This is a genomic window from Streptomyces sp. NPDC050704 (assembly GCF_040654355.1).
Taxonomy (GTDB): domain Bacteria; phylum Actinomycetota; class Actinomycetes; order Streptomycetales; family Streptomycetaceae; genus Streptomyces.
This window is the reverse complement of sequence record NZ_JBFAHW010000016.1, coordinates 18,412-39,049: the sequence shown is the minus strand read 5'-3', so window position 1 is coordinate 39,049 and position 20,638 is coordinate 18,412. Positions and strand designations below refer to the sequence as shown.

16 protein-coding genes are annotated in these 20,638 nt (G+C 71.6%); 6 read left to right on the top strand and 10 right to left on the bottom strand.

Features of this window, described 5'->3' with window-relative positions:
- The first annotated feature begins 33 nt into the window (after positions 1-33).
- Complete coding sequence (locus AB0I18_RS11760; protein ID WP_363105258.1) at positions 34-1,539, top strand: M1 family metallopeptidase; 1,506 nt, start codon at positions 34-36, stop codon at positions 1,537-1,539.
- Here AB0I18_RS11760 and AB0I18_RS11755 read toward each other — a convergent pair.
- Entirely contained in the window at positions 1,485-2,534 is a 1,050-nt protein-coding gene (locus AB0I18_RS11755) for a LysR family transcriptional regulator (protein ID WP_363105257.1), read from the bottom strand. The genes AB0I18_RS11760 and AB0I18_RS11755 overlap by 55 nt on opposite strands.
- A gap of 155 nt (positions 2,535-2,689) precedes the next feature.
- On the opposite strand from AB0I18_RS11755, the gene AB0I18_RS11750 reads away from it, so the two are divergent.
- A complete protein-coding gene (locus AB0I18_RS11750; protein WP_363105256.1) occupies positions 2,690-5,878 on the top strand; it encodes an XRE family transcriptional regulator in 3,189 nt (1,062 codons plus the stop codon).
- Positions 5,879-5,950: 72 nt separating this feature from the next.
- Here AB0I18_RS11750 and AB0I18_RS11745 read toward each other — a convergent pair whose 3' ends face one another.
- On the bottom strand, positions 5,951-6,886 hold the full coding sequence (locus AB0I18_RS11745) for a diiron oxygenase (protein WP_363105255.1): 936 nt from the start codon (positions 6,884-6,886) through the stop codon (positions 5,951-5,953).
- Between the two features lie 168 nt (positions 6,887-7,054).
- Here AB0I18_RS11745 and AB0I18_RS11740 point away from each other — a divergent pair, with 168 nt between their 5' ends.
- On the top strand, positions 7,055-8,179 hold the full coding sequence (locus AB0I18_RS11740; RefSeq protein ID WP_363105254.1) for a ferritin-like domain-containing protein: 1,125 nt from the start codon (positions 7,055-7,057) through the stop codon (positions 8,177-8,179).
- Between the two features lie 44 nt (positions 8,180-8,223).
- Here the strand turns inward: AB0I18_RS11740 and AB0I18_RS11735 are convergent, their stop codons facing one another.
- On the bottom strand, positions 8,224-8,745 hold the full coding sequence (locus AB0I18_RS11735) for a DUF3291 domain-containing protein (protein ID WP_363105253.1): 522 nt from the start codon (positions 8,743-8,745) through the stop codon (positions 8,224-8,226).
- A 175-nt stretch (positions 8,746-8,920) separates the two neighbouring features.
- On the opposite strand from AB0I18_RS11735, the gene AB0I18_RS11730 reads away from it, so the two are divergent.
- Entirely contained in the window at positions 8,921-10,903 is a 1,983-nt protein-coding gene (locus tag AB0I18_RS11730) for a nitrate- and nitrite sensing domain-containing protein (RefSeq protein ID WP_363105252.1), read from the top strand.
- Here AB0I18_RS11730 and AB0I18_RS11725 read toward each other — a convergent pair.
- From AB0I18_RS11725 to AB0I18_RS11700, 6 genes are all read right to left on the bottom strand, one after another.
- A complete protein-coding gene (locus tag AB0I18_RS11725; protein ID WP_363105251.1) occupies positions 10,883-12,388 on the bottom strand; it encodes a penicillin-binding transpeptidase domain-containing protein in 1,506 nt (501 codons plus the stop codon). The genes AB0I18_RS11730 and AB0I18_RS11725 overlap by 21 nt on opposite strands.
- Entirely contained in the window at positions 12,385-13,773 is a 1,389-nt protein-coding gene (locus AB0I18_RS11720; RefSeq protein WP_363105250.1) for an FtsW/RodA/SpoVE family cell cycle protein, read from the bottom strand. Before AB0I18_RS11720 ends, AB0I18_RS11725 begins: the two co-directional genes overlap by 4 nt.
- 71 nt (positions 13,774-13,844) lie before the next feature.
- On the bottom strand, positions 13,845-14,222 hold the full coding sequence (locus tag AB0I18_RS11715; protein ID WP_363105249.1) for an SH3 domain-containing protein: 378 nt from the start codon (positions 14,220-14,222) through the stop codon (positions 13,845-13,847).
- A gap of 216 nt (positions 14,223-14,438) precedes the next feature.
- Positions 14,439-15,788 carry an ATP-binding protein gene (locus AB0I18_RS11710; protein ID WP_363105248.1) on the bottom strand — a complete coding sequence of 450 codons (1,350 nt, stop codon included), beginning with the start codon at positions 15,786-15,788 and terminating at the stop codon, positions 14,439-14,441.
- Complete coding sequence (locus tag AB0I18_RS11705; RefSeq protein ID WP_363105335.1) at positions 15,785-16,591, bottom strand: hypothetical protein; 807 nt, start codon at positions 16,589-16,591, stop codon at positions 15,785-15,787. The genes AB0I18_RS11710 and AB0I18_RS11705 overlap by 4 nt, the downstream gene beginning before the upstream one ends.
- A 136-nt stretch (positions 16,592-16,727) precedes the next feature.
- Positions 16,728-17,207 carry a protein phosphatase gene (locus AB0I18_RS11700; protein WP_363105334.1) on the bottom strand — a complete coding sequence of 160 codons (480 nt, stop codon included), beginning with the start codon at positions 17,205-17,207 and terminating at the stop codon, positions 16,728-16,730.
- Between the two features lie 118 nt (positions 17,208-17,325).
- Here AB0I18_RS11700 and AB0I18_RS11695 point away from each other — a divergent pair, with 118 nt between their 5' ends.
- The gene (locus AB0I18_RS11695) at positions 17,326-18,129 is read left to right on the top strand and encodes a nuclease-related domain-containing protein (protein ID WP_363105247.1); all 804 of its coding nucleotides are present in this window, start codon (positions 17,326-17,328) and stop codon (positions 18,127-18,129) included.
- Between the two features lie 454 nt (positions 18,130-18,583).
- Here AB0I18_RS11695 and ligD read toward each other — a convergent pair whose 3' ends face one another.
- Positions 18,584-19,465 (bottom strand): non-homologous end-joining DNA ligase, encoded by an 882-nt coding sequence (gene ligD / locus AB0I18_RS11690; RefSeq protein ID WP_363105246.1) that lies wholly within the window; start codon positions 19,463-19,465, stop codon positions 18,584-18,586.
- Positions 19,466-19,506: 41 nt separating this feature from the next.
- On the opposite strand from ligD, the gene AB0I18_RS11685 reads away from it, so the two are divergent.
- A complete protein-coding gene (locus AB0I18_RS11685) occupies positions 19,507-20,514 on the top strand; it encodes a Ku protein (RefSeq protein WP_363105245.1) in 1,008 nt (335 codons plus the stop codon).
- Positions 20,515-20,638: the final 124 nt, after the last annotated feature.

Sequence of the window (20,638 nt, the reverse complement as noted above, 5' to 3'; positions counted from 1 at the left end):
CTCCCGTTCTGTCGTCCAGCTGGAAGGTCCTCGATGAGAACAGCCGTAAAGCCCCGTCGTGCCCTGCGCCTCGTCGTCGCCGCGGCGATCAGCGTGACCGCCGCGCTCACCGCTCCGGCGGTCAGCGCCGCGTCGGGTGCCGGCGCCGAGTCAGTCCCGGTCCCCGGTGCGCCCGGGCTCGGGGACCCGCTCTTCCCGCTCGACGGCAACGGCGGCTACACGGTCGACCGTTATGCCCTCGACTTCGACTGGCAGGCACCGAAGACACCGTTCGAGGCGAAGGCCACCATACGGGCCACCGCCACCCAGGAACTGTCCCGGTTCAACCTGGACTTCGCGGGCAACACCCTGCACAGCGTCACCGTGAACGGCACCCCGGCCGAAGCCGTCCGCGAGGGCGACGAATTGGTCGTCACTCCCTGGCTCCCACTTCCGCGTAGGCAGCCTTTCACCGTCACGGTCACCTACACCGCCGATCCCACGCAGATACGTCATCGCGACGATGCGATCGAGGACTACGGCTGGATTCCCACGCCGAGCGGCACCGTTCTCTATCCGCAGCCCAACGGCGCGAAGATGATTTTCCCGTCCAACGACCACCCCAGCCAGCGCGCTCCCGTCACCTTCCGCATCACCGCGCCCGCGGGACTGACCGCGGTGGCGAACGGCAAGCTCGTCTCGCGTGAGGCGCGCCCCGGGGACCGGGTGCGCTGGACGTACGACTCCGAACAGCCGGTCTCCACCCAGCTGGTGCAGATGGCCGTCGGGGAGCTCACGGCTGTCGACCGGCCGACCACCAGCGGCGTCCCCATCCGCGACTACGTCCCGGACGAGCTCGTGGACCAGGCCGACGCGTATCTCAAGCTCACCCCGAAACACCTCACGTGGCTCGAACAGCGCCTCGGCGCCTACCCGTTCAAGAACTACGGAGTGCTGGTCGGGGACACCGACCTCGCGGTCGCGCTTGAGACCCAGACGCTCTCGCTGGTCCCCAAGGCCGACCTGCTCGGCACCGAGGTCGACGCCGAGCGCACCCTCGTCCACGAGCTGGTCCACCAGTGGTTCGGTGACAGCGTGGCCCTGCGCACCTGGTCGGACCTGTGGCTCAGCGAGGGCCACGCCCGCTTCTACGAGCGGCTCTACTCCGAGGAGCACGGCGGCGCCAGTTTCGAGGACGCCATGAAGACCGCGTACACGAACCACAATCTGTGGCGCCGCGACTTCGGCGCCCCGGCCGAGCCCACCGAACCCAACCTGTTCAAGCGGATGCGCTACGACGGCTCGGCACTCGTGCTCTACGCGCTGCGCGAGAAGGTCGGCGCCGAGACCTTCGAGAAGATCGACCGGGCCTGGGTCACGCGGTACCGCGGCAAGACCGCGAGCACCCAGGACTTCGTCGACCTGGCGTCCGCGGTCTCGGGCGAGGACCTGGAGTCCTTCCTGGACCCCTGGCTGTACGGGCCCACGACGCCGCCCATGCCGAATCACCCCGACTGGGTGGCCACCCCGGTACCCCCGGTACCTCCGGCGAGGGGCTGACCCCGCCGCCCGACTCGCGCGGCGACGCGCGCACGCCGCGTCGCCGCCGCACGGTCCGCGGTGGTCGCGCGGACGGCGGACTCGACGAAGGCACGGACGGTCGCGGTCTCGCGCGTGGCCGGCCAGACCGGGACCACCACCATGGGCGGCATGTCGAGTACGGGGACGACGGCGAGGCCGGGAAAGGGCACCCGGTCAAGGAGGTTGGCGACCGTCAGGTGCAGGCCGCGGCCGCGTGCCACCAGGGCGAGGACGTCCTCCACGGGCAGATCCGGGGTGCCCGTCAGGCGGCTCATGTCCTCGTCGGTGTGGCGCAGGGCCTTGCCGGAGCCGGTGCGCGTGGGCAGCCACCGTTCGCGCATCCGGGCGCCCACCGTGTCGGGCAGCCGCAGCAACTCGTAGGGCGTGAGGTCGTCCAGGGTGATCGCCGCGCGCCGGGCCAGCGGATGCGCCGACGGGACCAGCACCCCGCGGGGGACCGCGGCGAGCACCGGACCGACGACGAGACCGGGGGCCTCGACCGCGCTGCTGTCCCCGCCCGGCGACCACCACAGCGCCAGATCGACGTCGCTCCCTTCCGCGAGCGGCTCCATCCTCCCGCCGGTCCGGTACACGAGGCTGTTGACGAACACCTCGCAGTGCGGATGACCTTCGCTGAAGGCCGACACCAGCCGTTCGGTGAACTGCCCGCCCATCGTCCACTGGTAGCCGATCCGCAGCCGGTCGCCCACCTGCCGGGCCACGGCACGGCACTCCCGCAAGGTGGTCGTCAGCCGGTCGTAGCCGTCCGCGGCGCCGGTGCGGAACCGCTCACCGAGCGGCGTCAGACGCACCCGCCGGCTGCTGCGCTCGAACAGCGCGCCGCCCACCTCGCGTTCCAGTGCCTTGATGATCTGGCTGACGCGCCCCTGGGACACGTTCAGACGCTCGGCGGCGCGCCCGAAGTGCAGCGCCCGGGCCACTTCCAGGAACGTCTCCACATCACGCAGTTCCATCTGCTCTCCCCCGTATCACCCAAGCAGTCGGCCCCAGATGTACAGGCCGGCCGTTGTTCGGAATCGGCCGAGTGGTCCAGAACAAACGGATACCGAACAATGGGGTCTTGCTCCGGACGCAGGGTCCGGCCGGTACATCGGGGGAGGCCGCGGCGATGCCTCGTGGAGAGCGCCCGCTCGATGCGGGGGACCCGCGGATACTGAAGTTCGCCGCGGAGTTGCGGCGGCTGCGGCAGCGGGCCGGCCGTCCGACGTACCGTCAACTGGCGGAGCGGGCGCACTACTCGGTGACGACGCTGTCCGGCGCGGCGTCGGGGAAGGGGCTGCCGACGCTGGCGGTGACCCTGGCGTATGTGCGGGCCTGCGACGGGGACGAGGCGCAGTGGGAGCGGGTGTGGCACGAGCTGGCGGCCGAGGTCGGTGCGGACGGTCCGATGCCGGGCGCGGACGCGGACCGGCCCGAGGGCCCGGCGCCCTACGTCGGCCTCGCGGCCTACCAGGCGAGTGACACCGAGTGGTTCTTCGGCCGTGAGCGGCTGGTGGACGAGCTGGTACGACGTCTGCGCGGGCAGCGCCTGTTGATGGTGATCGGGGCCTCGGGATCGGGCAAGTCGTCGCTGCTGCGCGCGGGTCTGGTGCCCCGGCTGCCGGCGGGCGCGGCGGCGGTGGTGTTCACCCCGGGCGCCCGTCCGATGGAGGAGTGCGCGGTACGGCTCGGGGCCGCGGCGGACCTCACACCGGGACGCCTGTATCAGGAGCTGATGGACGACCCCGCGAACCTCGGGCGGGTCGTCCGGCAGATCGGCGCCCGCTCGGACGCGGCTGCCGATGACGGGGTCGACGGCGACGGGGCCGCCAGGGCAGACAGGGCCGACGGCGAAGTCGTCCTGGTCGTCGACCAGTTCGAGGAGCTCTTCACGCACTGCGCCGCCGGGGAACGCGATCACTTCATCAACGTGCTGCTCACGGCGGCGACCGCCGACGGCAGCCGCTGTCGGGTCGTACTCGGTGTGCGGGCGGACTTCTACGCGCACTGCACGCGCCATCCCGGCCTGGTGGCGGCGATGCGCGACGCGCAGGTACCGGTGGGGCCCATGGGTCTTGAGGAACTGCGGCGGGCGGTGGTCCAGCCCGCCGTACGCGCCGGCCTGACGGTGGAAGGCGCCCTCCTGGCGACGCTCGCGGCCCAGGCGCTAGGGCAGGCCGGTGTGCTGCCGCTGCTGTCCCACGCGCTGCTGGAGACCTGGCGGCGCCGGCGCGGGAACGCGCTGACGCTGGAGGCGTACCGGGCGACGGGCGGTCTGGAGGGTGCGCTGGCCCGTACTGCGGAGCGGTTCTACACGGAGCTGAGCGACGAGCGGCGGGAGCTGGCCCGGCAGGTGTTCATCCGGCTGACGGCCCTCGGCGAGGGAACAGAGGACACCAGACGCCGCGTGCCGCTCCGCGAGGTGGGCCGGTTGGGCTCTGGCTCTGGTCTCGGCACCGGTTCTGGTCTCAGAGCTGAGCGCTCCGCTGGAAGGACGGTGATTAACCTGCGGGCCGGTGGGGGCTGGTCGCGCAGTTCCCCGCGCCCCTTGCGGGGCGCGGCACCGCACCGGACTTCGCCGGACCCGCTCAGCCCCGACCCCGGCCCCGGCCTCGACCCCGGCCCCGGCTCCGGCCTCGACCCCGGCCCGGACCCCGGCTCCGGTTCCCGAACCGGCCAGGACATGGCCGGGGATGTCGGGGTCGTGCTGGAGAGTGCCGCCCGGACGCGGTTGGTGACGCTGGACAAGGATCGGGTGGAGCTGACGCACGAGGCGTTGATCCGCTGCTGGCCCCGGCTGCACGGCTGGCTCACCGAGGACCGGGAGCGGCTGCGTGTCCTGCGTCAGCTCACCGAGGCCGCCCGGACGTGGGAGGCGCTCGGGAGGGACCCGGACGCGCTGTTCAGGGGTGTCCGGCTGGCCATGGCGCGCGAGGCCGGCGACCAGGTGCTGTCCGGCGAGGAGCGGGCGTTCCTCGACGCCAGTGCCGCCGCCGAGCATGCCGAGTCGGCCCGGGGGCGGCGACGCGCGCGCCGGATGCGCCGGCTGACCGCGCTCCTTGCGGTGCTGCTGTCCGTGGCCGTCGCCGCGGCGGGGCTGGCGCTGCACGCGCGGGACGAGCTGACACGGGAGCGGAACGAGGTACTGGCGCGGGAGGTCGCGCTGGAGGCCGTCGCGCTGCGGCAGACCCGGCCGGCGCTGGCGACGCAGCTGGGCGTGGCCGCGGACCGCCTCAGCTCCAGCGCCACCACCCGTGACGCGCTGCTCGGTGTCACCGCGGCTTCCCTCCTGGGCCACGAGCAGGCGGTCAGCGCGCTCGCCCTCCGGCCGGACGGTCGGCTGCTCGCCACGGCCGGCTACGACTACACGGTACGGCTGTGGGACCTGGCCGATCCGTTCCGTCCCGTCGAGGTGGCCGAGTTCCAGGGCGGCCCCGACATCATGACCGCGGTGGCGTTCAGCCCGGACGGGCGCCGGCTCGCCACCGGCGGACGCGACCGGACCGTACGGCTGTGGGACGTCTCCCGCCCCCGGCGCCCGGCCCCGGTCCGCGTCCTGACCGGGCACACCGACATCGTGTTCTCCGTCGCCTTCAGCCCCGACGGGCGCACGCTGGCGTCGGGGAGCTACGACCACACCGTGCGCCTGTGGGACATGACGTCCCCGTCCGCCGCGCGCGGACCGGCGGTGCTGCGCGGCCACCGGCTCAATGTCAAGCCGATCGCGTTCAGTCCGGACGGGCGCGTGCTCGCCTCCGGCAGCGACGACCGCACCGTCCGCCTGTGGGACGTGACAAGACCGCGCCGCCCCAGCCGACTGGGCGTGCTGGCCGGGCACCGCGACTTCGTCGACGCCGTGGCCTTCAGCCCCGACGGACGGACCCTCGCCTCCGGCAGCGACGACCGCTCGATCCGGCTCTGGAACATCGCCGATCCCCGCCGTCCCCGCCAGGGCGCCGTGCTCACCGGGCACACCGATGTGGTGTCCTCGGTGGCGTTCAGCCCGGACGGGCGCCTGCTCGCCTCCGGCAGCACGGATCGCACCGCACGGCTGTGGGACGTCACGGCGACGGCCCCGCCGCGCCCGCGCTCGGAACTCACCGGCCATCTGGGCGCGGTCAACGCGGTGGCCTTCCGCCCCGGCGAGGGCACCCCGGTGCTCGTCACGGGCAGCTCGGACCACACCGCCCAGGTCTGGCGAACCGACTGGTCCACGGCCCGGAAGGCGGCCTGCGAACGCGCCCGCCCGACGATCACCACCGCCGAGTGGAGCCGCCGACTCCCCGGAATCCCGTACAGCCCACCGTGCGACCACTGACTCGCCCCGCCGACGCGGACCTGCTGGCTCGGCCCCGCCGACGCGGACCCGTCGACGCCGACGGCCGGTCGCTCAGGCCAGCAGCCCCGACGACCTCCAGAGCCGCCGCCCGGCACCCCGCAGCACCCCGATGTCGTCCAGGAAGTCCGTCAGCCGTTTCGCGCCCGTCTGCATGACCTCACGTCGATGCCCGCTCGCCTTCACCTGCGCCAGGGCCTCGCGCTTGTCGAGGCCGACGTTCACGTACACCTCGGGATTGACGAAGGCGACCGAGAAGACCCGCGCGAACTCACCGGAGCTGACCCGGGTGAACTCCTGCGACCAGCGTGGCGCGGTCACCATCTGGCGCCGCAACTCCTCCCGCGCGTACCGGACATGGCGCGCCTCCTCCACCACATGGATCCGGGTGACGCCCCGGATCAACGGCTGGACCCGCTCGTCCGGGAACGTCAGCCGCTGCATCCAGTCGAGCACCTCCTCACCGAGCAGCGTGGCCGTGAAGGAACCGGGCGTCGTCGAGACGGTCTTGAAGAAGCGCCCGAGGTTCTGGTGGGCCCGGCTCACCGGGTAGTACGGCGTCCCGCCCCGGCTGATGAGCCGGGCGAACATCTTCGAATGCCGGCACTCGTCCTCGATTTCGGTCAGCGCGTAGCGCACGTGCGCGCTCGTCGCCGCCTTGTCGTAGACGTGCCGCACCAGCAGCTGCATCAGGATCAGCTCGAACCAGATCCCGAGCGAGGCGAGCGCCGCCGCCTCGTGCTGGGACAGCAGGATCCGCTGCTCCTCGCTCATCCGCTTCCACAGCGGAGTGCCGTACAGCGACACCAGCTCCGGCGGCCAGAACCACTTGCCCTCCTCGAAGGGCGCGTCCCAGTCCAGCTCCTTGTCCGGGTCGAAGGAGTGCTTCGCGGAAGAGTTGAGCAGCCGCTCGGCGACCTGCTCCCGGTCCTTCAGCAGACCGAGCGCGTCGCGCAGCCCATCGAGTCCGTCTTCCGTCACGGTCGTCATGGCTGTGCCCACCTCGTCGTACGGGAAGTCATCGGAAGTCTTCGGGAAGTCAGGGGAAGTTCGGCGTTACCGGCGGTCACGTCTTATGAGACTGCTTGTCAGCAAGCCCGTCAATCCCTCCCGCGCAACTTGTTGACCGTCCGTCTACTACGTGTGAACCTGCGACACATGCCGACCTACGACCTGTACGCCAAGGACCCCGGAGGCCCCCTCTGGCAGGTGCCCGCGAAGGGCGCGGCGCGGTTCAGCTGGGAGTACGACGAAGGACGCGACCGGCTGCTCGCCCTCTACCAGAAGGGCAAGGACAAGCAGTGGGACGGCCAGAAACGGATCGACTGGGACCTGGAGGTGGACCCGCACGATCCGCTCGGCACCCCCGACGAGTCGATGTCGATCTACGGCACGCCCTACTGGGCGAAGATGACCGACCGGGACAAGGGCGAGCTGCGCAAGCACTTCACCTCCTGGCAGTTCAGCCAGTTCCTGCACGGCGAGCAGGGGGCCATGGTCTGCGCGGCCCGCATCGTCGAGTCCGTCCCCGACCTGGACGCGAAGCTCTACTCGGCGACCCAGACGATGGACGAGGCCCGCCACGCGGAGATCTACGCCCGCTTCCTCCACGAGAAGATCGGGCTGCTCTACCCGGTCAACGACAACCTCCAGGCGCTCCTCGGCGACACCCTCCGCGACTCCCGCTGGGACATGCCGTACCTCGGTATGCAGGTCCTCATCGAGGGACTGGCCCTGGCCGCCTTCGGCATGATCAGGGACACCACGGACAAGCCCCTCCCCAAACAGATCCTCGCGTACGTGATGCAGGACGAGGCCCGCCACGTGGCCTTCGGCCGCATGGCGCTGCGCGACTACTACAAGCAGCTCTCCGACGCCGAACTGCGCGAACGCGAGGAGTTCGTCATCGACGGCTGCTACCTGATGCGCGACCGGCTGCGCGGCGTCGAGGTCCTGGAGAACTTCGGCATCCCGAAGGCGGAGGCCGAGGAGTACAGCGAACAGTCCGAATTCCTCGCCCTGTTCCGCCAGTTGCTGTTCTCCCGCATCGTCCCCTGCGTGAAGGACATCGGCCTGTGGGGCAAACGCCTCCAGCAGGCCTACGTCGACATGGGCGTCTTCGACATGGGCAACTCCAACCTCGACCAGCTGATGGCCCAGGACGAGGAGATCGCCGAAAAGCTGGACGCGGAACGCTTCGCGGAGGAGGAGAAGGAGCGGGTCGCGGAGGTGGCGGCGGCGATCGAGGCGGGCGGCGCGGGTGGCGCGAGCGGGGCGGCCTGAGACGAGCTCACGACCCGCTGGACCGGCCGCCCCGCGTCTCGGGCCTAGACAGGGCACTCCACATCGACGGCAGCCGAAGTCCCCTCGGAGAGCGGCGCCGGGAACGCCTCCCCCGGCGGGAACGGCGTCCGCAGAGTGAACGCGTACGCCGTGGCGCCGTGGGCCCGCAGATGCAGCAGCCGCTCCTCCGCCTCCGCGACGGTCGGCCGGTGTCCGGCCGGCACCCACCACATGGTCGTCATCGCCTCCCGCAACCGCTCGAACCATTCGTGGCGGCGGGCCAGGAGCTCGCGGTGCTGCCCCTGGTACATGAACGCGGTGAGGGCGTTGGTGTCCCGCCACACCGTCAGGTTGATGATCAGCCAGTCGTCGCCGAAGACGGCTACGTCCGTCGCGTCGCCGGAGTCGCCCTGCAGCCGCCAGACGAAACCGTCCGCGGTGTCGGCGACCGCGTTGACCGGGTCGAGGGCATCGACGAAGTCCTTCAACTGCGGTGAGTCCAAAGGGGCTTTGAGGCGGGCGATGTTCACCTGGGCGAGTTCGTACGCGGCTGCGTGCTGAGTCATGACCGAACGTTAGGTCGGTCGGCGGGCGAACGGCACCCCCCGTCTCACGGAATGAGCACCGCGTCGCTTATGTACCTCCTCACAACGGGCCCCTGCGCCGAGTGAGAACCTGTGAACCGGCGTCTTACGGAGTGGACATCGGACCCTGACCGGCCCGCCCCTAGCCTCGCCGGGCATGACGGGGAACCGATTCCACCGACCTGACCAGTCCGCCCGCCTTCCCGGCCGCTTGCCGGGCTGGGGTTCCATCCGCGGCCGGATGGCCGTCGTGCTCGCCGTGCCGACCTGCCTGCTGCTCGCCCTGACCGGGCTCGGCGTCGCCGACCGGGCCGAGGACTGGTCCGCGGCTCAGGAGACCGAGGCCCAGGTGGGAGTCCTGCTGCGGGTGCAGGATCTCGTACGGGAGGTACAGCGTGAACGCGGCCTGACCAACGGGCTGTTGGGCGGTGCCGAGGAGTACCAGGAAGACGTGCAGAAGCAGCGGCTGCGCACGGACGACGCCCAGGAGGAACTGGGTGCCGCGCTCTCGGACGGGAGCGGAGAGCTGTCCGGCACCGCCGCCTCCGCCCTCGGCGCGGCCCAGCGCCCGCTCGTCGACCTCGTCGCCACCCGTACCCACGTCGACACCGGCACCGCCGACCGCGCCGACACCCTGCGCTTCTACACCAAGGCCGTCACCGCGCTGATCGACGCCGAGTCGGCCGGCATGCCCGACGGCGACCGCCGTATCGCCGAGGGGGTGCAGGCACTCCAGGCGCTGGCCCGCGCCACCGAGGCCGTCGCGCTCGAACGCGGGTCGCTGAACGGCGTGTTCGCGGCGGGCCGCTTCCGGGCCGACGAGTACCTCGACTTCACCGAGATCCGGGCGGCCCGGCTGGCCGCGCTCGGTCAGTTCGGCCAACTCGCCGCCCCCGCCCAGCAGTCCGCGCTCAACGCCGCCTTCAAGACCGCCGCCGCCCGCCGCGCAACCGGCTACGAGCGGCAGGCCGAGGAGGGCGCGGACGGCTCGGCGGTCCAGGTAGCCCCCGCCCGCTGGTGGGCCGACATGACGACGCTCGTCGACGACCTGCACGGCGTGCAGCGGACCGTGGGCGACGGTGTACGCGCCCGTGCGGAGGAGACCGGGAGCTCCGCCACCTGGCAACTCGGCGGCTTCCTCGGCCTCGGCGCGCTGATCCTCGCCGTGGCCGCCGCGCTGGCCGTGCTCTCCGCCCGTTCCATCACCCGACCGCTGGGCGCGCTCGCCGACGAGGCCGACGCGGTCGCGGGCAACCGCCTGCCCGCCGCGGTCCGGCGCATCCAGGAGGCCGACCCCGACACCCCGGTCAACGCAGCCGAGCCTGCCAGGCCCCAAGTGCCGGGCAGCGCACGGGAGATCGGCCGGCTCGCCGCCGCTCTGCGCAACGTCGAGCGCACCGCCGTGGACCTCGCCGCCGAACAGACCGTCCTGCGCCGCAACAGCACCGAGTCGCTGGCCAGCCTGGGCCGCCGCAACCAGGCACTCCTGGGCCGCCAGCTCGGTCTGATCACCCGGCTGGAGCGGCAGGAGCTCGACCCGGACGCCCTCGCCGAGCTCTTCGAACTCGACCACCTGGCCACCCGGATGCGGCGCAACGCCGAGTCGCTGCTCGTCCTCGCCGGCGAGGAGGCACCGGCCCGCTCCTGGCCCGGCACGGTCACGGTGACCGAGGTGGTCCAGTCGGCCGTCGCCGAGGTCGAGCAGTACCAGCGCGTCGCCGTCATCGGTGTCGAGTACTGCCGCGTCCGCGGCCACGCCGTCACCGAGCTCTCCCATCTGCTCGCCGAACTCGTCGAAAACGCCCTGGTGTTCAGCCCGCCCAAGCAGCAGGTCGAGATCCACGGCTGGCGGGACGCGGGCGAGTACTGCCTGGCCGTCGTTGACCGGGGCATCGGCATGACCGCCGAACGGCTCGCGGAGGCCAACGCCCTGCTGTCCGGCCGGGGTTCGTCCCTGCTCGCCGCGCCCACCAGGTTCCTCGGCCACCACGTGGTGGGCACCCTCGCGACCCGGCTCGGCGCCCATGTCGAGCTGCGGCACACCGAGGGCTCGGGCGTCACGGCGTACATCGCGCTGCCCGGCACGCTCGTCCAGCAGCCGGAGCCGACCGCCCCGCCGTCAACCGCCGTGGTCGGATGAGGAGTTGAGTGACGAGGGGCTGGACGGCGAAAGGCGGAGCACGGCCGCCATCACCGACCTGGCGACGGGAGCCGCGTCCCCGCCCCCGCTGATGTCGCCCCGGTCGGCCGCCGCGTCCTCGACGACCACCGCGACGGCCACCGCCGGTGCCACGCCGTCGTCCGCCTGGGCCCAGGAGATGAACCAGGCGTACGGCGTACCGGAGTTGGCGATGCCGTGCTGGGCGGTGCCGGACTTGCCGCCGACCGTGGCGCCCGGGATGGCGGCGTTCGTCCCGGTGCCCTCCGCCACCACGTCCGTCATCAACTCCCGCAGCCGCACGGCGGTGGCGGGGTTCATGGCCTGGCGCAGGGTCCGCTGCCCGGTGGTCGACACCGTGTCGCCGTCGTCCGTGGTGCGCCGCTCCACCAGATGGGGCGTACGCACCGAGCCGTTGTTCGCGACGGCCGCCGCGACCATCGCCATCTGCAGGGGCGTGGCCCGGGTGTTGTACTGGCCGATGGCGGAGAGCGCGAGCTGCGCCGGGTCCGACCGGGTGTCGAAGGTGCTGGGGGAGACCGGGAACGGGATCGCCAACCCCCCGTCGTTGAAGCCGAATTCGGCCGCCTCGGCCCGCATGCGGCTGAGCCCCACGTCCACGCCGAGCTTGCCGAAGACCGTGTTGCACGACCACTCGAAGGCATAGCGCAGCGACGCGTTCGCGCACCCCTCGACCTCGTTCGTCAGCCGGGCCGAACTGCCCGGCAGCCGGTACGGATCAGGAGACTTGGTGGGCGCGTCCACATCGCGCACCACACCCGCGTCGAGAGCGGCCGCCGCGGTGACCACCTTGAAGGTCGAACCGGGCGGATATGTCTGCCGCACCGCCCGGTTGAGCATCGGCCGGTCCGCGGCGCCGTTCAGCCGCGCCCACGCGTCCGCCACGGCCGAGTCCGTCCCGGAGAGCTCCCCGGGATCGTAGGAGGGGGTGGAGACCAGCGCCAGGATCCGCCCCGTGGACGGTTCGAGCGCGGCCACCGCACCCCGCCGGGCGCCGAGTCCTGCGTACGCCGCCTGCTGCGCGGCCGGGTCCAGGGTGGTGACGACGTCGCCGCCGGGATTCCGCGCCCGCGTGAGCTCGTTCCAGAGGGGGAACAGCGAGAGCATCGGATCGGTGCCCGCCAGCAGGCCGTCCTCGGCGTGCTCCAGCAGGTCCGTCCCGTACACCTGCGAGGCGAAGCCGGTGACGGGCGCGTACAACGGGCCGTTCCTGTACGTCCGTTCGTAGCGGAACCGCTCTCCCGAGTCCCGGGAGCCGGTGACCGCCCGGCCGCCGACGAGGATGTTCCCGCGCGGCTGGCCGTAACGGGCGATCGTGTGGCGCCGGTTGGCGGGATTCTCGTCGTACGAGCCGGCCTGGACGAGCTGGATCCGGGTGGCGTTCACGAGAAGGGCGACGAGGAGCAGGGCGCAAAGGGCGGCGGCCCTGCGGATGTACCGGGTCATGACGCGCCCTTCCCGTCGTACTGGCCCCCGTCGTGCCGACTCCCGTCGTACTGGCCCCGCGCCGAGTCGCTGAGCCGGATCAGCAGGGCGACGATGATCCAGTTGGTGACGACCGACGAACCGCCCTGCGCCAGGAACGGCATCGCCATCCCGGTCAGCGGGATCAGCCCTGTCACCCCGCCCGCGATCACGAAGACCTGGAGCGCCACGATCGAGGCGAGCCCGACGGCGAGCAGCCGGCCGAAGGGGTCGCGCAGGGCGAGGCCCGCCCGGTAGCCGCGCTCGACCAGCAGCCCGTACAGCAGGAAGATCGCGGAGAGCCCGGCGAGGCCCAGCTCCTCGCCCGCCGTCGCCAGGATGAAGTCCGACTTGGCGGCGAAGCCGATGAGGATGGAGTGGCCGAGGCCGAGCCCCGTACCGAGGAAGCCTCCGGCGGCGAACGCGAAGAGGGACTGGGCGAGTTGGTTCGGCCCCCGGCCCGCGTCGATCGACGCGAACGGGTGCAGCCAGTCCTCGACCCGGCTGTGCACGTGCGGCTCCAGCCAGCCGACGGCGAGGGCGCCGACCACCGCCAGCAGCAGACCGACCGCGATCCAGCCGGTGCGGCCGGTGGCGACGTACAGCAGGATCACGAACAGGCCGAAGAAGAGCAGCGAGGTGCCGAGGTCCCGCTCCAGGACCAGTACCAGAACGCTCAGCAGCCAGATCGCGACGATCGGACCGAGCACACGACCGGTGGGGAGCTGGAGCCGCCAGACGCGACGGCCCGTGTACGCGAGGGCGCTGCGGTTCGCCGCGAGATAGCCGGCGAAGAAGACCGCGAGCAGTACCTTCGCGAACTCGCTCGGCTGGATGGAGAATCCGGCGATCCGGATCCAGATCCGGGCGCCGTTCACCGCGGGGAAGAAGACCGGCAGGGCGAGCAGGACGAGCGCGGTGACGACGGACACGTACGCGTAGCGCTGGAGCACCCGGTGGTCGCGCAGGACCACCACGACCGTGATGAACAGGCCGACACCCAGTGTCGACCAGACGAGCTGCGTGGGGGCCGCGCGGTCGGCCGGGGTCTCCAGGTCGAGCCGGTAGATCAGCACCAGACCGAGGCCGTTGAGCAGCACGGCGATGGGCAGCAGCAACGGATCGGCGCACGGGGCCCGCAGCCGCACCGCGACATGCGCGAGGAGTGCGAGGACGCCGAGCCCGGCGCCGTAGCCGACGGCCCCGGGCGGGATCGCGCCCGTCCTTGCGAGGCCGACGTCGCAGTAGCCGTACACGGAGAGCAGAACGGCCACGACGATGAGGGTGAACTCGATGCCACGGCGCCGGGGGAGGCGTACAGCGGGAGCCGGCGGGTCCGCCTGCGCTGTCGTTCCGGGCCAGATCATGTCCGGAACGTAGCAAGTGCGGGCGTGATATCCCGTTATGTCATCCCGTGATGTCGCGGCGCCTCAGTACCTCAGCACCAGCGGGGTACCGGGCCGATGTTGTCGATGAAGCGGGCCGTGCCCCAGGCCCAGGTGCCGTCGGCGAGGAGGTACCAGAGGGAGTTGCCCTTGACGTTCTCGCCGGATGTCTTGCAGAAGATCTTGACGGTCGTGCCGTACGGCAAGAGGCCGAGGAACGTGCTGCCGCGGGTGGGCTTGTCGCGGAGGTTCAGTCCGCCGGGCGCGGTGACGACGCCCTTGTAGAACTTCGGGTGGTGGCCTTGGTGGTGGCCCCGGTCGTCGCCGGCGCCGGTGGCGCCACTGGCGAGGGCGGGGCTTGCGCCGGCGACGACGAGTGCGCCACCGGCGGCGGCTATGCCGAGGCGGACGAGAGCGGTACGCAGGGACATGGCGGGCTCCTCCAGAAACGGGGGCAGAGCTGGACTTATCGCCACACTAGGAGCGCGGTGTGGGGTGCGCCCTTCTCAATGGGCCATCAGAGACAAGCGCCCGCTCAGGCACACCCGCTCAGGCGCGCCCCAAAGGGGCGCGGGGAACGGCGCGACAAGCCACGACGGGCCCGCAGTCGGCAACGAACCCGCAGTCGCGAACTCTCATCCGCAGACCTACCGGAGGAACAGAGTCGCCACCGCACCCCCATCCGCCGCGTTAGCGAAGACGAGCCGCGCCCCCAACACCTCCGACTGCCCGAGCGCGATGGTCAGCCCGAGCCCATGCCCCTTGGAACCCCCTTCCGTACGGAACCGCTGCGGTCCGTGCTCCACGAGGTACTCCGGAAAGCCGTCGCCGTGGTCCCGGACCGTGACGACGGGCCCGTCGACCGTCAGCACCACCGGCGCCCGCCCGTGCCGGTGCGCGTTGGCCACGAGATTGCCGAGCACCCGCTCAAGGCGGCGCCCGTCGGTCTCCACGACCGCGTCCCGTACACCCCGGACCTCCGTGTCCGTGCCCGACGCCCGGACCACCCGCTCGGCCAGCGGTACGAGCCGTACGGCGTCCAGATCGAGCCGCTCGCTGCGCGCGTCGAGGCGGGAGATCTCCAGCAGGTCCTCGGTGAGCGTGCGCAGGGCCGCCACCCGGTCCCGGACCAGCTCGGTCGGGCGGCCCGGCGGCAGCAGCTCGGCCGCCGCGTGCAGTCCCGTCAGCGGCGTCCGCAGCTCGTGCGCGACGTCCGCGGTGAAGCGCTGCTCGCTGAGCAGCTTGCTCTGCAGGCTCGACGCCATGGTGTCGAGGGCGCCGGCCATCGCGGCCACCTCGTCCTGCGGGCGCGTCGGGTCGGTCGCCCGCGGATCGTTCACCCGCGCGTCCAGATCACCCGCGCTGATCCGCCGCGCCACCTGTGCCGTGCCGTGCAGCCGCCGCGTCACGCGCGTCACCGCGAACGCGCCCACGAGCAGCGTCACCCCGATCGCCAGCGCCGAGGAGCCCAGGATCGCCCGGTCGAGGCCGTCGATCGTACGGGCCCCCTGCGCGTAGTCGACCCGTACGGCGAGCACGCGCCCGCCGCTCGCCGGTCCTGCCGCCCACATCGTCGGGCTCGGATCGTGGTCGCCGACCATCGTGCCGCGCTCCCCGGCCTCGGCGAGCGTACGCAGCTCCGTCGGCAGGCCCGCCAGACCGATGCCCGCGCCCGGCGGGAGGCGGTCGCCCGCCTCGAACGCAGCCGCCGCCCCGGTGAGCCGGTCGAGCGCGCGGTCGCGGGCCTCTCCGACGGTCTGGTTCGTCACCGCGGTGTGGACGAGTACGCCGAGGAGCGCGGTGAGTCCGCAGCACATCACCGTGATGAACGCGGCGGCCTTCCAGGCGAGGGCGGCGGTCCAGTGCCGCAGGCGCCGCAGGCGGGGCGGGAGGTCGGTACGGGCCGACCGGGACAGGCGGTCTGCCCGGGGCCGGAGCCCTGCTCGGAGTCGGCCGGCGGTCTGGGGCCGGTGGCCGGTTCGGGGCCGGCGTTTCATCGGGGGCTCGCGGCCGGGCTCCGGGGGGACGCGGCCGGGCTTGTGCCGGGTTCGGCTCCCACGCGCAGGATCTCGTCCTTGGTCGCGAGCATCGCCCGTTGGCGACGGTCCCAGGACCAGACCGTGCGGTACTCGTAGCCCGCCAGTTTCGACGGCGAGCGGATGATCACGTCACGGCCCGCGATCTCGACGCCGAGCGTGCTGTCGGTGGTCGCCATGACCTCGGTCAGCCGGTGGCCGACGAAGGTGTACGCGCGGACGGCCAGCTGGTCCTCGGGCATCCGCATGCCCAGCACCATGTCGTCCCGGCCGTCGCCGGTGAGATCGCGGTAGTAGGGCTGGAGCACCACCGGACATGCCCTGCCCCGCTCGCCCTTCGTCTCCGGCGTCTCCGGCGTCTCCGGCGTCTCCGTCGTCTTCTTCTCGTCCTTCCCGGCCTCCCCGTCCTTCTTGCCGCACTGCTCGATCTGCCGGGCCGTCTCCCAGTAGGGCGCCTTCACGCCGGTGTACTCGTCCGGGTGCGCGGCGATCTCCGCACGGATCACGTCGACCGGGTCGACCTTGCGGATGTCGTCGCCCGGCGCCGTGACGCCCTTGACCGTCTCGGTGTCCGCCTCGCCGTAGTCGAGGGCGGGCGAGGTGGCGGGCGGGACCTCCGGCCACAGCCGGGTCGGGCCCACGGCGGTGGCCGTCGGGCCAGAGCCGCGCAGGTCGCCCGGGTCGCCGCAGCCCGCCAGCGCCAGGGCGGCCAGGGGCAGCGTCAGCGCGGCGAGCAGGGCGCGGGCAGCGCTCGCGAGGCGGATGTGGATCACTGCGCTCCTGCGGTGTTGTGGGGGCGGCGACCGAGAGTGGCTGGTTTGGCCGGTTACCGATGCTCCCCACACACCTTATTCGCGTTATCCGGGCGGAAGTCCTTTTTGTTCGCGGGGCCGGAGCGGGCTACTCGGCCAGCTCCTCCAGCAGCCGGGCCGTGGCGAGGCCCGTCTGCAGGTACTCGACGAAGAGCTCGTTGTGCAGCGCCCACGGTGAGCGGCGGGAGCGGATCAGGCGGATCGCTTCGTCGGCGGTGTGGCCCGCGCCGATCAGGGTGTGGGCGATGACCAGTCCCGAGCGGTTGTAGCCGTGGTAGCAGCGGACCAGGACCCGGCGGTCCTCGTCGAGTGCCTCGCCCGCGGTCCGCGCGAGCCGCATCACGCCGGCCAGCTGGGTGCCGTCCAACGGCCCGTCGGGGATGGGCCACACGTGGTGTTCCACGCCCTCGTCGGGGCCGTGGCCCGGTAGTCGGAGCAGGGTCAGGACCAGGTCGAACTCGTCACGTACGACGGCGAATTCCAGTTCTCCCGACCGGCCCGTGTACTCGTGTCCGCCCATCCACAGGCCGGGCACGATCTCGCTCCACGGGCTGTCCGGGGCCGGCACATCGGGTTGCTTCCTGCGAGCCCGCAACGGCGCCTCCCCCTCCAACTGCTCCCAAAGGTAACCGGCTTCTTGCCCCTGGAGCACCCCGCCTGTTCCCATGGTCGTGGGGTGATGGTGCATGAGCGGACTGCGCGTTGTGCCGACCTGGCGGCACGGTCAGGAACGGCTCTACGTCTGTCTCACGGACGGCAGAAACGTCGCCTGGTACGACAGAGAGGCCGGCCGGGTCAACCTGCTCAGCGATGAGCGGCGGGAGGATGTGCTCGATGTGCTCGGGCCGTTCCTGAGCGGGTCGGTGACGGTGGGGCCGCCGCCGGTGCCGACTCCTGCGGAGCTGGTGCGGCTGTCTCTGCATCCCGACGACGACCTCGCGCCGAACCGGCCCGGGGAGGCGCTTCAGGTCGCGCTCGACCGCGAGCCCGGGGCGCCGCGGCGGCTGCGGCCCGATCCGCGGCGGCGGGCGCTGGAGGCTGAGCTGGCGGTCGGGGAGGCGTTGGACGGGCTGGAGGGGGTGGGGTGGCATGCGCTGCACTCGGTGTCGCTGCCCGGGGGTGACCGGGTTCATCACCTGGTGATCGGGCCGGGGGGTCTGTTCGCCGTCCATACCCTGTACGTCCGTAAGCAGCGCGTTGTCGTCGCCGATCCGATGGTTACGGTGGGGCGTGGGGAGCCGCGGCCCTTGTTGCGCCGGGTTCGGGGGGACGCGGATCGGGCGTCGTATGCGCTCACGGCTGAGGTTCGTCCTGTGCTGGTGTTGTACGGGGCCGCGGATGTGTCTGTGCCGGGGCCGTTGCGTGAGGTGCGGATTTTGTTGGACCGTGAGGTGGGTGGGCTTGCGGGGGCGGGGGGTGTGCTCAAGCCGGCGGATGTCGAGGCGTTGCATGCGGTGGCTCGGGACCGGCGGACGTGGTTGCGGGTGTGAGGGTGTGTTTGTCTGCGGGTTGGGTGGGGGCTGGTCGCGCAGTTCCTCGCGCCCCTGGGTGTGTGGGTGGTGGGGTCGGTGCCGCGACGGGGTATCCGATCGCCGCTCTGGGATATTCGGTCATGGCATGTTGCCGCGGCGATCGGACACCCCGACACGACCCCTCACGCCGGAAGGCCGAGTGCGGCTGGGTGGGGCTTGCGGTACAGACCCCGGCCGCTTTTTAGGGGCGCGGGGAACTGCGCACCCAGCCCCCACCGGCCCGCAGTGTGAACACCGTCCCAAGGCCCCCGGTCTTTGTCTTTTCAGGGGCGCGGGGAACTGCGCGACAAGCCACAGCCGACCCGCACCGTACGAACAACCCGACGGGGGTCTGGGGGCGGAGTCCCCCAGTTTCGGGAAGGGGTGGGGTTGGGGGAAGGGAAACCCGCCCGCCCCGCGAGGCCGGTTGAGGTTACGGCAGTGGCTTGGCCCGGGTGGTGCTGAACAGGGGCTTCAGCAGGTCGCCGTACAGCTGGAGACGGGGCGCGATGTCCTGGGCGTGGAACGCTAGTTGGGACGGGTCGATGCAGGACTCGACCTCCTCCCACGTCACCGGGGCGGAAACGGCGGGCCCGGCCCGGGCCCGGAGCGTGTACGGGGTCGCAGTGGTCTTGCGGGCAGCGTTCTGGCTGAAGTCTACGAAGACTTTCGTGGGGCGAAGGCTCCGGGTCATGCGGTGGGTGACCAGGTCGGGGAGCTCGGTCTGGGCCTCCACGGCGAGGGCCCTGGCGTAGGCGGTGACCGCGACGGAGGGCGTCGGTTCGAGCGGAGCAAGCAGGTGGAGTCCCTTGGAGCCGGAGGTCTTGGCGTAGGCGCTCAGACCGTCGGCGGACAGCCGCTCACGCAGCCATAGGGCAACCCGGCAGCATTCGACGATCGTGGCGGGCGAGCCGGGGTCCAGGTCGAAGACCAGACGGTCGGCCACGTCGGGGGCGTCCGCGCGCCACTGCGGGGTGTGGAACTCGCTGACCAGGTTCGCCGACCACATCAGGGACGGCAGATCCTGGATGAGGACCATGCGGGCGGGGCCCTCCGAACGGGGAACCTCGGTCGTACTGACCCACTCGGGTGTACCGGGCGGCACGTTCTTCGTGAAGAAGACCTGGCCGTCCGGGCCGTCGGGGTAGCGCAGGAAGGAGACCGGGCGGTCGCGGAGGTGGGGGAGGAGGGCCTCCGCCGTCGTCGCGTAGTAGTGCAGCAGCTCGCCCTTGGTGAAGCCCGTAGCCGGGTGGATGACCTTCTCCAGGTTGCTGAGCGTGATTCTTCGCCCCTCCACCTCCGTGATCGGCGTCATACGATGAGAATCCCACGTAATCAGAATAAATTGGCCGAAAGGTGTCGAACGTGAGATCCATCTGGAACGGCGCCATCTCCTTCGGCCTGGTCAGCATCCCGATCAAGCTGGTGAACGCCACCGAGAACCACTCGATCTCCTTCCGCCAGATCCACACCGAGGACGGCGGCCGGGTGCGCTACCGCAAGGTGTGTGAGCTGGAGGAGCGCGAGATTTCGGCTGCCGAGATCGGCAAGGGGTACGAGGACGCGGACGGCACGATCATCCCGATCACGGACGACGATCTGGCCCAGCTGCCCATCCCGACCGCCAAGACGATCGAGATCGTGGCCTTCGTGCCGGCCGACCGGATCGATCCGCTGCAGATGGACACGGCGTACTACCTGGCGGCGAACGGGGTCCCCGCCGCCAAGCCGTACACCCTCCTGCGGGAGGCGCTGAAGCGGAGCCAGAAGGTGGCCATCGCCAAGTTCGCGCTGCGGGGGCGGGAGCGGCTGGGGATGCTGCGGGTCGTCGAGGACGTCATCGCCATGCACGGGCTGCTGTGGCCGGACGAGATCCGTGCCGCCGGGAGTGTCGCTCCCGACGCGAGCGTCACCGTTCGCGACAAGGAGCTCGATCTCGCGGACGCCCTCATGGACACGCTCGGCGAGGTCGATCTCGCCGATCTCCACGACGACTATCGCGAGGCCGTCGAGGAACTCATCGCCGCCAAGGCCTCCGGCGAGCGGGTTCCGTCGGCGCCCGCCGCCGAGAGGTCCGCCGGCAAGGTCATCGATCTCATGTCCGCCTTGGAGAACAGTGTGCGGCAGGCGCGGGTGGCGCGGGGCGAGGAGTCGGCCGGCGGTGACGCCGAGGTCAAGCCGCTCCGCAAGTCGTCCCGGTCCGCGCCCAAGCAGGCTGCCGGCAAGAAGTCGGCGTCTGCGGCGAAGAAGTCGGTGGGGGTGGCGGGTAAGAAGACCGCGTCCAAAGCTGCCGGTAAGAAGACGGCCGCCGCGAAGAAGACGACCGCCAAGAAGGCGTCCCCCCAAAAGCGCACCTCAGCGTGACCCGTAACCCGGGCGAGGACCGGGTTTCCCTTCCCCCAACCCCACCCCTTCCCGAAACTGGGGACTCCGCCCCCAGACCCCCGTCGGGTTGTTTGTAGGGTGCGGGTCGGCCGTGGCTGGTCGC